Annotated in this window: 10 protein-coding genes and 1 pseudogene; 3 read left to right on the plus strand and 8 right to left on the minus strand. The window is 66.0% G+C overall.

Going from position 1 to position 12,574, the window contains the following annotated elements:
• Positions 1 to 150: 150 nt before the first annotated feature.
• Both ACZ7HQ_RS41835 and ACZ7HQ_RS41840 read right to left on the minus strand, forming a co-directional pair.
• The gene (locus tag ACZ7HQ_RS41835; RefSeq protein WP_471001883.1) at positions 151 to 405 is read right to left on the minus strand and encodes a lamin tail domain-containing protein; all 255 of its coding nucleotides are present in this window, start codon (positions 403 to 405) and stop codon (positions 151 to 153) included.
• A gap of 1,053 nt (positions 406 to 1,458) precedes the next feature.
• Positions 1,459 to 1,860: a preprotein translocase subunit TatB gene (locus ACZ7HQ_RS41840; protein WP_471001886.1), complete on the minus strand. Its 402-nt coding sequence runs from the start codon at positions 1,858 to 1,860 to the stop codon at positions 1,459 to 1,461.
• 841 nt (positions 1,861 to 2,701) lie between these two features.
• On the opposite strand from ACZ7HQ_RS41840, the gene ACZ7HQ_RS41845 reads away from it, so the two are divergent.
• Entirely contained in the window at positions 2,702 to 4,180 is a 1,479-nt protein-coding gene (locus tag ACZ7HQ_RS41845; RefSeq protein ID WP_471001889.1) for a right-handed parallel beta-helix repeat-containing protein, read from the plus strand.
• A gap of 1,028 nt (positions 4,181 to 5,208) precedes the next feature.
• Here the strand turns inward: ACZ7HQ_RS41845 and ACZ7HQ_RS41850 are convergent.
• Positions 5,209 to 7,458, minus strand: coding sequence for an SdrD B-like domain-containing protein (locus ACZ7HQ_RS41850; RefSeq protein WP_471001892.1), 2,250 nt, complete (start codon positions 7,456 to 7,458; stop codon positions 5,209 to 5,211).
• Positions 7,459 to 7,862: 404 nt separating this feature from the next.
• Between ACZ7HQ_RS41850 and ACZ7HQ_RS41855 the strand changes: the two are divergent.
• Both ACZ7HQ_RS41855 and ACZ7HQ_RS41860 read left to right on the plus strand, forming a co-directional pair.
• Positions 7,863 to 8,075 (plus strand): annotated as a pseudogene (locus ACZ7HQ_RS41855) (ISAzo13 family transposase); the annotation flags it as partial.
• 401 nt (positions 8,076 to 8,476) lie between these two features.
• Entirely contained in the window at positions 8,477 to 8,911 is a 435-nt protein-coding gene (locus tag ACZ7HQ_RS41860) for a hypothetical protein (protein WP_471001895.1), read from the plus strand.
• Positions 8,912 to 9,140: 229 nt separating this feature from the next.
• Here ACZ7HQ_RS41860 and ACZ7HQ_RS41865 read toward each other — a convergent pair whose 3' ends face one another.
• The 5 genes from ACZ7HQ_RS41865 to ACZ7HQ_RS41885 form a co-directional block, all read right to left on the minus strand.
• Positions 9,141 to 9,812 carry a hypothetical protein gene (locus ACZ7HQ_RS41865; protein WP_471001898.1) on the minus strand — a complete coding sequence of 224 codons (672 nt, stop codon included), beginning with the start codon at positions 9,810 to 9,812 and terminating at the stop codon, positions 9,141 to 9,143.
• Positions 9,813 to 10,367: 555 nt separating this feature from the next.
• Entirely contained in the window at positions 10,368 to 11,150 is a 783-nt protein-coding gene (locus tag ACZ7HQ_RS41870) for a DUF4232 domain-containing protein (protein WP_471001900.1), read from the minus strand.
• Positions 11,151 to 11,252: 102 nt separating this feature from the next.
• Complete coding sequence (locus tag ACZ7HQ_RS41875; protein WP_471001903.1) at positions 11,253 to 11,591, minus strand: hypothetical protein; 339 nt, start codon at positions 11,589 to 11,591, stop codon at positions 11,253 to 11,255.
• Positions 11,588 to 12,055 carry a hypothetical protein gene (locus ACZ7HQ_RS41880; protein WP_471001905.1) on the minus strand — a complete coding sequence of 156 codons (468 nt, stop codon included), beginning with the start codon at positions 12,053 to 12,055 and terminating at the stop codon, positions 11,588 to 11,590. Before ACZ7HQ_RS41880 ends, ACZ7HQ_RS41875 begins: the two co-directional genes overlap by 4 nt.
• Before the next feature lie 85 nt (positions 12,056 to 12,140).
• The coding region (locus ACZ7HQ_RS41885) for a DUF5753 domain-containing protein (protein ID WP_471001908.1) at positions 12,141 to 12,574 on the minus strand (434 nt) is incomplete at its 5' end.

A 12,574-nucleotide genomic window follows, 5' to 3' on the forward strand; every position in this document is an offset into this window, starting at 1 on the left:
CTCGAAAATTACACCACACCCCACCACCTTCTCCCCTGCGGAGGGGAAACCACGATCCCTGTGGGGGGGGTAAGTGTCCCCCCCGGAAGCGGGGGGGAGCCCCCCCCCCCCCCAGTCCCCGGCCATGGGCCGGCACCACCCACCGACGGGTCAGTGGCGGTATCCGCCGTGGTCGTCACGGTCGCCGCCTCGATGGTCACCGTCATGGTCGCGGTCACCGCCACGGTGGTCGCGGTCACCGCCCCAGGAGACGGCGTCAACGAAACGGCCGCGGTCGTTGCGAAGGGTCGCGGTGTCACCGCCGTCGTCCCACACCTGCCTGCGCCGGTCCTGGTACACGTCCGTACGGGTGTCCCGGCCGAAACCGGTGTGGACACGGACCGTCGCCCGGCCCTGAAGCCACACGTGGCGGAAGGTGTAGGTGCCGCCCTCATCGTCCGAGAGCGTCTAGCCCTCCAGGTCCACCGCCCGCCGGGTCGAGTTGGTGACGTCCACCCACTCCCTGTTCAGCGAGCGGTTGGAGGCTCGCCCCAGGGCGGGGAGCCGTGGTGCACACCGCTGATATACACCGTTGTGTGCCGCGGTTAGCCCGAGTGGTGATCGGCCGCCGCAGCCGGCAGCGCCACCGCGACGGCGGCCAGGATCGCGTAGTCACCGCAGCCCAGGCACGCACAGTGCAGGACAGGGCGACCGCGGGATGCACTCCCCGGCCGGCCGGAGCCCCGTTGCGGGGCAGGCGACTGGCTACTTGTGGCGGTGGCCGCAGCCCGCACAGGTGCCATAGGCGTCGTCGTTCTCGCCGCCGCAGAAACTGCAGGTCCAAGAACGCCACAGGACCCCCAGAAGGTCACACATGCTCAGTCCTCTCCTCTCCAACCGGTGAACCCACTCAGGCTCGGACAAGTAGACGATCCGAATGACCGGTATGTCATGCCCGGCAGCAGCAGCTTTTCCTTCGGACTCACCGAATTTCCTCGACCTGGCCCTCCACATGATCCGTTCATGTCACTCCAGTCGACGCAGGCAAGGCGCTGACCGGCAGTTTTAGTTCGAGCGGAGTGAATACGGAGAGAATCCCGTGACACTAGCTAGAGCCCTCGGCCGACGAGGGCCGTGCGGGCCGAGCCTAAACGGCCCCATCGTCAGCTCAGTCCGCCTGTGAGGGAGGCTGGCCGGGCTGGATAGCCAAGGGGGCTGTATAACCCCCCAGGTGACCTGGACCCATCATCGCGGCAAGAGATGTCTTCCAACTCCCGCTGCCAGTAACGCTGTTGCTTTTACTCCTTCCCCTGGATCATGCAGTGTGCCGGCTTCCCCACGCGTGAGCCGGCCGGTCATCCTGCCGAATGGGTTGCTGGGGCCCGGTATCGGCCGGCAGGGATGAGAGTGGCCCGCCTCCCCAGAGCCTTGTGGCAGGGGGCGGGCCACAGAACGTGGGGGGATGTTAGCCAGGGCAGGTCAGACGCAGATGCTGGCGGCGCATACCGAGACGTTGACCGGTAGCACCGTGATCTTGAAGTTCTGCAGGTAGGTGGTGATGACCGCTGTCTGCAGGTCACCGATCTGCACGGTGACGGGCGCGTTCACGTCGTTGTTGGAGACGTTGACCAGCACGTTCTGCAGCGTGTTCAGCTGCGCGTTGTTGAGGACGTTGATGTCCTTCACGGTCACGTTGACGTTGTCCAGGACGTTGTTGACCGTGATCGTGCCGACACAGTTCACGGTGTGGTGAGGGCCGCCGCCCTGGTTGGAGCAGGTGTACGAGTGGGAGCTGGTGGCAGAGGCGGAGGGCATGAACGCCCCGCCCGTGAGCACGGCGGTGACTGCGGCGACTGAGGCCATGCGGGCCAGCTTCGACATGGAGGTACCCCTTTTCCCTGTAGACGTCCTGCCGACCCAACGCCGGCAGGATAGAGCACAACCTGAAAGGCACTGGATATACCGTCCGGCCATGCCCGGGGAAGAGGCTGGCAGCAGGTAACGGTCCTCGACCAGACCGCCCCCTCAGACAATCACCCCATTCACCCGTGTGAGTGATAACGCGAAAAACTCGAGGCCGATTCTTCGAAATTCCATTCACCAGTTCGGAGCTGGCTCGAAACAGCATGCACCGCAAGCAAGTTCCCATTATGTGCGTGCGATTATGTGCCGCATTTCCTGGCCTCATCCGCCAGCGCGTCCCATGAAGTACGGGACGCCGTCACCCAGCCCTGCAGGCACGGGAGACCCACACCATGCCCGTAGCGCGCATCGCGAGCAGCAGCACTGCCCGCCGGCATCGGCCGCGACGGACACGATCAGGGCACGACAGACAATCTTAAGACGGCCTCGGTGAAGGCAATGCACGCACGGAAAACCTCCACAGGGGCAGCAACACGGCCGCGCTGCTCTGCAAGGGCCTTTTGCCCCCCCCCCCCGGGCGGGGAGTTGGCGGGCAGAGGGCTCACAGGCCGTCAGAGGGCCGCGGGTACCCACAGGGCCTCTCCGCTACCAACGTCTCGCCACGGTCAACGTCCGGACTCGGTCATGCGAGATCCGGGCCCGAGATGCGGGTCTACCCCGTGTTCTGCACCCTGAGAACAAGACCGCTTTCTCGCGCAAGCGGGTGGGCGCCCGTGGGCTCCCACTCTTCACAGCCAGCCCCTTTCACGACCTCCCAGGCACGCTTGGGGGACCTTGATATGAAAGGCATAGACATCTCATGAAGCATGAATGGTCCTGGCGGCGGCGATTATTATCCGGTGTCGCCGCGTTGTGCTGTGTGCTGCCGCTATCTGCAGGGTCAAGCTCGGCGGGCGAGCAGCCCGTCCCTGGGGCAGCGGCGGACCACAACCGCGCGGCGACGGGGACGACTTATTACGTCAGTGTGAGTGCGGGCAACGACGCCAATCCGGGGACGAGCCCGGCGAAACCGTGGAAGACGCTGACGAAGGCTTCGGGGATCCTGTTGCACGCGGGCGACGCGGTGCTGCTCGCCCGGGGCGACACCTGGACAGGGCAGGCCCTGTGGCCGAAAGGGTCCGGCACACCGGAGGATCCGATTCACATCGGCGCCTACGGCAAGGGGGCGCGGCCGCACATCAAACCTGGTCCAGTCCCCGGCAGCCGTCCGTGGAAATACATCCCCTACGCCATCCACCTGGTCAACAACGCCGGCTACAAGATCACGGATCTTGAGCTGAGCCACACCTACGGCGGGGTCGTCTCCTACGCGCACGGCACGTACAACCACCGCTACCTGTGGATCCAGAACGTCTACTTCCACGACATCACCGGCAAGGACAGCGGCTTCAACACACCTCTCAAGCCCAAAGACATCAAGCATCACCCCAACTGGTGGAAGTGCGGCACCTGCTACCCCGCACTCGACCTGAAGTGGGGCACCGGCGTCTCTCTCGCAGGCAAGGCGGACGGACACAGCACCGTCCTGTCCGACGTCACCATCGTGGGCTGCACGTTCCTGCACACCGACGCCGGCGTCGAGACGGTACCCAGCGGCAAAGCCAACTACGGCATGTGGCGCAACCTGAACATCGGCAACTCGACGTTCACCAATACCTATTACACCAGTATCAGTCTCTACCACGTCACCGGAGGCACGACCAGTCATGTCGTCGTGGACCACGCCGGAACGTTGGGGCACCCCTGGGGCACCACCGCCTTCGGGATCGTCGGCGTGCGCAACTACATGGTGCGCAACAGCCAGTTCCGCAACACCTTGAACATCCTGCAAGGCAAGGACACCAGGACACCCCACGACGGAGAAGGCTTCGACTTCGAAGCCGACAACCACAACATCACGCTGCGTGACAGCTGCATCCACGACACCGCCGGCGCCGCCATCCTCTTCATGGGCGGCGACCTGACCTGGCCAGGGCACAACACCGGCCTGATCGTGGAGAACAACTACCTCTACCACAACAACAAAACAAAAATCGCGGGAAACGATGTGTTCTCCAACCAGGGCGGAACCTGGGGCAGGCGAACCAATCGCAACGACGGCCACATCCGCAACAACACCATCGTCCTTGACAACCCCAGGCAGACCTACGACACCAGCCCCAAAGGACCCGAGCCCCGCGGCGGCGAACTGGTCTTCGACGGCACAAACACCGTCTACAACAGCAAAGGCACCCTCATCTACGGCCGCCCCAAACCTCACCCCACCTGCCCCTCATGACCCGAGAGCCGTGATGTCGCGCGTCAGGCGTCAGACCTTTTGGCGCAGGGGTTTGTTGAGCGAGCATGTAGGAGAGCCTGATGTCCCGTCCGCCGCAGTTCCCGGTGGAGCAGAAGATACGGATCGTGTTATCGGTCCTGGCCGGAGAGATGACAGCCGCTGACGCGGCCCGGAAGTACAAGACGTCGCAAACGTCGGTGGCCAAGTGGCGTGCAGCGGACTTGCTTGCTCTTTGGCGGCACCCTCGCCGAGGGTTTCCAGGCAGGGCGCATGAGGCACGGGGACAGCGACAGGGGATGATGGGGGAACGAACAAAGCACCTCGTGGATCTTGCAGCGTAGAGAACTACGTGATCCACAGGTGCCGTGTTCACCTGCTTCCAGGGCCCTCACCGGTATGCCAATGACCGGCTGACCGGAACGTCCCCTCGGGCCAGCCACTCCCTCGGCACACCCCAACTCGCCGGGCCGGCTACCGCCTCCTCCACCACCGCATCCTGCTCAGCTGACACGCCCGCGGTGCGCGGTCACCCTATGAAACCGACGGGCGACTTGCTGGCCGGCCTCCGCACCCGCCCCATACGACAACGTCGGTCTTCAAGACCACAACCAGGTCTCGAAGACCGACGTCACGCACGACCCGGAAAAATCGACCCCAGGTCAGGGGCAGGGTCGAGGTGTCAACTCCTCGGGGGAGGCGCGCCGTTCCTCGCCGCGTTCAGCGGCATCTCACCTCACTTCCGCCCCCGACGCCACCTGCTTGCCGCCACCGGCTACCGCCCCGAGGTGATCATCCGCGTCGCTGTCTGGGACCAGATCACCCATGTCGCGGTCCTACCCGACAGGGCCTGACCCAGACGCCACCACCGAGGCCAGCACACCTCGCACCGGATCACCCCGCCGACGGTTCACTCACCTGCCAAAGGGCCACGGCGCAACGATTCCACCATCGAGCAGACGAGCGGGCCCTCCCTCACATGTGTGAGGGAGGCCCGCCCAGGCTATTGGGTGAGAGGGATGGTGAATTTGTTACATCGCGGCTCCGGTGGTGGTGCGGCGGCGGAGGTAGAAGGCGCCGCCGAGGCTCAGCAGTCCGGCGGCCGCGATTGCTCCGACGGTGGGGTCAATCATCGGGACCGGGACCGGGGTCGGGGGCGGGGGCGGGACCGGAACCACGACCGGCGCTGTGAATCCGAAGTCGGCGCTGTGGTCGTTGGCTCCGGCGATCTGCGGTGTGACGGTGGTGGCCGGGAAGGAACCGCCGCTGGGTACGCCGCTGGAGTCGATTTGGGCGTTGTTGCCGGCATTGGGCTGGGTGGGTACCAGACCGTTCAGTACACCGCCTGCGGCGTAGTCCCCGGGGTTGTCCATCTTGACGGTGTAGGCATTGCCGTACTGCAGGTTCTGCGGACTGACGTTCTTCACCACCGTCGAGTCGAAGTAGTACTCGCCGCGCTGGTTGGTGACGGCGGTGCCGATCTTGGTGCCGCTGGCGTCGTAGAGGTTGACGGTGGCACCTGCGATGGGCTGCTCGCCGGGGTCCTGGATGCCGTTGTTGTTGGTGTCCTTCCAGACTCGGTTGCCGATCTGTAGCGGCGCCTGGTCACACATCACCTCGAGGTCGCCCATACCGCCTGACTTGCCGAAGTTGGTGTTCAGCTGGAAGCCGTCCGTGCCGTTTTCCGAGTCACTGGCGCCGGTGGTGCGGTCGAGCCACCGCACCCCACTGCCTCCAATTGACGGGAGGGGGTCAATCGCGGTCATGGCAATCTGCGTCTCCACCTTGGAGAGGGCCAGGCCGCCCTCTCCGATCTCTTGGTGGTACTTTTTGTTCACATCCCCTGGATAGAACTCTTTGACGTTCGAGTTCTGCGGATTCAAATTGGACGGGTCGTCCTGGGCCTTGAAGACGAAGTTGTTCTTGCAGCCGCCGTTGCCGTCCAGGACGAACATTCCATCCGCGCCGGGGCAGGCCCGGTTGATGTCACCGCCGTTCGTAGTGACTGTTGGAGGAGCGCCGACACCAACCTGGGTGCTGGTGGAGGGCAGTTGCGTGCCGTACCGGTCGACGAAGCGGTCCTTGAAGCCGAGGACCATGTCGCCGTTGGTCTCGAAGAGGATGTCGGACAGCAGCGGCTCTGGGTTCTGGACCACGTGGGCGTTCAGTTCGGTGTTCCACTTGGCTGTGCAGTCCAGGCCGTCCTGGGTCCAGGGCCAGGTTTCCTTCCACGGGTACCAGCCCTCGCCCGGGCAGGCGAGGCCCGGGTAGCCACCGCGGGGGAAGTTCAGCGGCTGGTTCATGACGGTGCCGGTGAACCGGCCCGCGGCCGGGTCAAAGGTCTGCACGACCGCCCGCATGTCGGCCTTGTTCCCAGTGGACTCCGCCGTGCAGACACCACCGACGTAGACCTTGCCGTCCTGGATCCCCAGACCGAAAGGACGCCAGTCGCTGTCCGCGTTGCAGCCCGGGTTCGGAATCGCATACGACGCCTTCGGCGCGGCCGCGCTGGACTGCGTCGCGTCATAGCGGTAGAGCGTGCGGTCGTACAGGTTGACGACGTACAGGTCCTTGCCGTCCGCGCTGACGTCCACGTCACCCAGCGACTCCTTGCCCACCACTGCGCCGAACGCCTCGTCAGCCTTCTGGCTGAAGTTGTGCGGCGTGGTGCCGGCGTTGGGGACAGTGGTGAACAGGTGCGTCTGCTTGGTGGCGGGGTCGGTCACGTAGACCGCGCCCTGACCACCAGGACCGTACGCGGCGCCGCGCTTGGCATACGCACCGGAGAAGATCCGCCCAGTCACCCTGTCGAAGCCGATCCCGTCCACGGTCCCCGTGTCGGCGTTGGTCGCCAGGTCGGTGTAACGCTGAGGCTGATCGCTGCTACGGGCGTTGTACGGAAACGAGATCAGTGTCCGGAACTTGCTGAGGTCCCCCGGAAGAGGGTGAAGATAATCAGTCTGACAAGCGGTCACCAATGAGGCGTTCTTCTGGCAGTAGTCCTCCGGGTTCCAGAACGAGGTCGTGACCTCCGCGTTCTTGCCCGCCGACAAGTCGACGAACTCAACGTTCGATGACAAGACCGTGGGGTCACTCAGATCGGGCCGAGGCGAAGCAAAACCCGGGAAAAGCACGCCCGGTTTCGGATTCTGCGCCTCGATACGGTACCTGCCACCGCTCAAAGTGGCGCCCGGAGCCAGCTGCACCGTGCCGTCAGCCTGTGTGACACCAGTGATGGAACGGCCCGAGTCATCGGTCAACGTCACCGTCACACCCGCCATACCCGGCTCCAAGGCCTGGTCCCACTTCCCGTTCGCGTTCACCTCCCGTACTACGCGGATTGTCGCTGTACCGTCGCCCGTATCGGCGAACGCCGGGGACACCGACGCCGCGAACCCCGCGGCACCCATCGACAGGGCCAATGTCGCCGATAACGCTGTAGACAAACAACCGGCCCAACGTCGGTGCCGCCTTTCCTCCATCGTTAAACCTCTCAGTAGGTTGAAATGTACCGATCATTTATATGGATTCGATACGCCATAGAAGATCACGAACCATCCGTTAATATGACGACAGGGCAAGCCGACCGGGTGAACCCTCTTTCCGCTCTGGCATCACGGCTACGGCTTAGGGCTCACAGAGAATCAAGGTGTCGCTTCGCCGTGACGCGGCTCGTTGTTGTGATATAAACGTCTCCAATGACGTTCGCGGTCAACTCGCTGTGAAGCTCAGGGCGTTGTTTCCACACCTGGACGAGCGGCAACGACGTCTGCTGATGGGAGCCGAGGCCCGGATCCTGGGGCACGGCGGTGTCCGGACGGTCGCATGGGCGGCCCGCGTCAGCGAGACGACAGTCCGCAAGGGCGTGAACGAGCTGGAGGCCGGCGAGGAAAAGGCCAGCTGTGCTGCAGTTCGACACCACCCAGCATGTTCAGGTCCGCATCGATCCCACCAGAGTCAGCCTCACAGCCAGCTTTGACGTGCACCGGCTCACCATCTGAGCCGAGCTGCTGCCCGCCTGCCTGGAGCACAACCTGCATGCGCCATGGAGGCCGAGGTCTACGCCACTCCTCCCGGCTGGCGCTGGCTCACAACGGCCCACCCTGTGCGGGTGCAGTTGAGAAATCACAGTCACGCCAACGCCCAGCTGGTGATCCCTCTCACCAACCAGCAACTGCTTGGCCCTCGAGGAACACCGAGCCGGGCAAGACCTCCTGCTGGAACTGAAGATCGGCGGGGTTCTTCCAGTTCCACCATGCCTCCGCTGAGAGCCGCGAGCCGATCAGGGTGCCGGCGAGCGTGTGGCAGACCGAGCTCGAACGGCTTGGCGGTTCCTTCGGCTGCGCGCCGGCCATCCCCCTTCCAGCACCCAGCGGGGCGCAGCGGGATGCGGCGTCGTACGTGCAGGACGCCCGCCGGCTGCTGCACGACGGGGAGTTCGACAAAGCGATCGGCAGCGCCCGCCAGGCCATGGAGCGGATCCTCTCCGTAGCGAACTGGCCGCAGATCAGCAAGAACGACGATCTGCACCAGAGCAGCCAGGCACAGCGGCGGCGCACGATCTACAAGGCCGCGTTCGACCAGGCCTCGGGTGCCGAACACGCTGACGAGATGACCAAAGACTTCTCCTACAGCCGCGGAGAGGCAGAAGCCCTGATCGGAATCGCTGCCAGCCTCCTCCCTGCCGTCCCAGCCCCCGGCATGTCACGCTCTCTGACCAGGCGGCGCCGCTGAGAGCTGTTTCACCGGCACCGCTCATGACTGCTACGACGGGGTATGGCCGAGATTCAGGTGCCCGAGGCCAGCCAGGTGCGGCCTCTGGTCCATGCTCCCTGGTGAACAACCTCCGGCCGACACCTTGCCGTACCGGTCGATGTGATCGAAAACGATCCGGCGGGCGCGGGCGGCGCGGTAACCGGCCTGCCATTCGGGCTGTCGCGCCGCCAACCAAGTGGTCCGTGTGTCAGTTGAGACCGAGACGGCTGAGCGCGGTGGTCCAGTCGGTGACGATGGCCTGCTGCGCGGTCTGGAGGGTCACCTTGCCGGAGCAGACCGCGGTGTGCAGCTTGGTCTCCACCGGATCCTTTTTGTTGTTGATGCCGCCGCCCGGCTTGTGACCGGGATCAGCCGGCTCCACCCAGAGATTGCGGACGTCGTTCGGGTCACCGCCAAGCTGAAGCGAAAGAAGATGATCATACTCGGCGTCCCCGAGGCTGCCCTTGTAGCCGTACGAGGCGGCGTTCGCCACCTTCTCCTTCCGCGTGATCGACTCCGGCGGCCGGATGTTCTTGGTGTAGCCGCCCTTGCGACAGATCGTCGTGGCCAAGTTGGCCTGCGTCACCGCCGGCGAGGTCGCGCCCGGGGTGCACGCCGGATCCTCCAAAGGCTCGCCCTTCTCGAATCGGTAGTGGCAGCTACCCGCGGGCGGCTGTTGCTGCACCGTGTACGTCGTCTGCGGCCCCGCACCCACCGGGATCTTCGCCGCACCTGCTGGTACGGCACTCCCCGACGACCCCACCGCCGACGCTCCGCCCTTCCCCGAGGTGTCCGACCCGGAGTGCGAACCGGATGAACAGCCCGCCAGCAGGAGGCAGGAGAGCAGCACCGGCGGAACGACGCGGCGGATGGAACCCATGACAACCCCTCACGAGCGAGCGACAACTGGGCACATGCTCCCCCACCAAGGCGCCCTCCTATCGCTCACCCTCAGGTGCACGGGTGCACGAAGGCCGGCGCACCACGGCCAGCGCAGCCGCGGCGCCGACACGAAGAGGTCTGCTTCTGCGTAGGCGGCACCGCCGACACGAGCCCTCTGACGCTGTGGGAGAACGAAATGGCCGTTGACAGCCCTCGCACCGATTTCGCAGAGGCATGCTCATGAGTCCACGAGGTAAGCCTTCCCGCCCATCATCAGCGGAGCATCGGCGCGACCCTTGATGGAGGGGCCGCGCCAGATCACCCGCTGCCCCTGACGGCCGGGGTATCACTGCCGCACCGTGTGCATCGGCACCGGCCACCGGTGGTGGTACACCCGCTTCGCCTCTCCCGCCGTGTCCGACGGCCGGGGAGAGGGCGCAGCGAGCCAGATAACCCGCACATCGGGGTCCGGCGGCACAGTCCCGTCACTACCGTTTACGGCCATCCGCATCCCGGACGCGGGTTGGGGCGCTCCGCAACCGTGGCCCGAGTACTACGACGCACTTCCCGAGCCCGACGGGACTGCGCCGACGCTCAGGAGGCCGACCGTCCCGGCACAGGCCGTGGACGTGTAGGCGACGTAGATCGGAGTCGTCTGGCCCGGCGGGTAGACCTGCAGGTACTGCGCGGCGGCCGGGTGGCACTGCGTTGTGGGGCAGTTGCCGGCATCCGTGATCCTCAGCAGCGCGTTGCCAGTGGCCCTCGGTGCCAGCGTCACCAGTGCGCGTGGGGCGGTGGTGTTCCGTGTGGCGGCCGGGCCGATCTGATGGACCGGGCTGCCACCGGCCAGTGACACCCCGGGGTAGCCATACAGGGTGCAGGTGGTCTGGGAGATGTTGGTGAAGTCGATCACCTGGTAGACACTGCCGGCGGTTCCCTGACTGACACCCGCTCTGGCATTCAGATACCGGGTCGGGCAGGCGGCGGTGGGTCTGTGTGTTGTTCCGGCCGCTTGCGCCTGGGTGTTCGTGCGCGTGCTACCGGCCTGAGCCCTGTGGGTCGCAGCCGGCGTTGTCACGGCTGGCGCCGTCGTGACCGACGCGCCGGGGTTTGGCGGCCTTGACCAGCATGTTTGTGGGATGTCGGGACGTCTGCGGCACACCCGGGATGCCGGTGTGGTCGCCCCCGACGGGGGTGACGGGGGCGACCCCCGCTCCCGATGTGCCGTCGGAGCCCGCTGGAGTCTGGCCCGCTCCCGACGCGATCGGCGTGCGCCGGGCGCGGGAGTATCAGCGGCGCGTCGGCGCCGTCTGCTGAGGAGCGCGCTGGCACGCATACGCGTGGACGATGACGACAGCACCGCCCGCGGTCGCACCGTCGATGTAGACCTCCCGGCGCGTCTCGTTGGGGCGGAAGGGTACGTTGCAGCGTGCGCAGTTCATCGGCGCAACTCCAGAGCAAGGGTGTGCAGGGCGCGGCGGGTCTCGCAGAACCCGGCATCATCGGTGCACTGCTCGCACCGGTCGGGGTGGTCGTTGCGAGCGGCCAGGACGGCGCGGCGGGTGCAGGGCCGGCAGGCCCGGGGGAACCAGTGGCCTCCGTCGGTCTCGCGCTCGCCGAGGTCGATGGCCGTCGCGGTGGACAGCGGCTCGCCGCCCCACACGCACTCGGTGCCGCGCGCCTTGGCGTCGGGCAGGACTTCCAGGGGCGGCAGCAGGATGAGCGGCAGGAGATCTGCGGGGATGTCGACCAAGGCTCTGGTCTTGGCAGTCGTCATGCGTGGGCCTGCGCTTCGGTGCGGTAGCCGCCGGGACCGAACGCCGCGGCGATGAGCGGGGGATCGTTGAGGTGGCCTGTCCCGTCGGGGCGCCAGAGCCAGAACCTGCCATCCACCTGCCGGCCGGTGGGCGGGCAGGACAGCGGCCAGCCCGTGGGCCGCACGACCAGGTGCCGGGCGTCGGCGAGCTCCTCGGCGGCGTCCAGCGGTACCAGCCAGAACATCAGGTTGGCGTCGGGGTCGGCGAGGACGGGCCCGTGCGGCGTGGAGTTACGGATCCGGGAGGCGGCCGGCCAGCCCTGGATGAGGCTGGACTCGGCGACGAGCCAGTGCGCGCCGGAGGTAATGGGGGCGAGGGTCTCTTGCTCCCATGCCGTGCGGACGGCGGCCGGGTCATTGCTGCAGTCAGCGAGCCAGGAATCCCCGGCCTCGTACTGCGCAGCGGGGCGCGTCGGGTGGGTCATGACTGGACCGTATGCAGGCTGGTTGCGCCCTCGGACGCCGATTGTGCGGGATTGCGCGTCTGGTTGGCGGGTTGAAGCGGGTTGCTCAACCGAGGTCGAGTGAGGCCCTTGCCCGGCCGATCAGACGGCGTGCCTGCTGCCCGTGGACGGCGGACTCTGCCAGCCGATCCCACACGCGGCCGTACAGGGTGACGTCGTCTGCGGACTCCAGCGTGAACTCGGTGTTGATGGTCTCGACGACTACCCGCTGTTCATCGAAGATCCAGAACCCGTGCTTCGGTGACAGCTTCAACCGCGCCCCGAAGGGCACGATGCCCAAGGTGATCTGCGGGAGTCCGATCAGTCCGATGAGCCGGTCCAGCTGGCCGGCTATCACCTCAGAGGGGCCGACGAGGGCGTGCAGCGCGCCCTCCCAGATGAGGATGCTGAACGTCTTGTCGCCCTCGTACAGCACCTCTTGGCGCCTCATGCGGGCGTTCACGGCCTCGTCGGTATCGCGGGGCGATTGCATCAGCTCGG

Source organism: Streptomyces sp. NPDC037290, from assembly GCF_055603245.1.

Bases quoted from the DNA above. Each gene is read 5' to 3' on its own strand.
- ACZ7HQ_RS41865 (WP_471001898.1), bottom strand. From the start codon at position 9,812: ATGGGTTCCATCCGCCGCGTCGTTCCGCCGGTGCTGCTCTCCTGCCTC.
- ACZ7HQ_RS41840 (WP_471001886.1), bottom strand. From the start codon at position 1,860: ATGTCGAAGCTGGCCCGCATGGCCTCAGTCGCCGCAGTCACCGCCGTG.
- ACZ7HQ_RS41845 (WP_471001889.1), top strand. From the start codon at position 2,702: ATGAAGCATGAATGGTCCTGGCGGCGGCGATTATTATCCGGTGTCGCC.
- ACZ7HQ_RS41875 (WP_471001903.1), bottom strand. From the start codon at position 11,591: ATGACGACTGCCAAGACCAGAGCCTTGGTCGACATCCCCGCAGATCTC.
- ACZ7HQ_RS41870 (WP_471001900.1), bottom strand. From the start codon at position 11,150: ATGCGTGCCAGCGCGCTCCTCAGCAGACGGCGCCGACGCGCCGCTGAT.
- ACZ7HQ_RS41850 (WP_471001892.1), bottom strand. From the start codon at position 7,458: ATGGCGGGTGTGACGGTGACGTTGACCGATGACTCGGGCCGTTCCATC.
- ACZ7HQ_RS41880 (WP_471001905.1), bottom strand. From the start codon at position 12,055: ATGACCCACCCGACGCGCCCCGCTGCGCAGTACGAGGCCGGGGATTCC.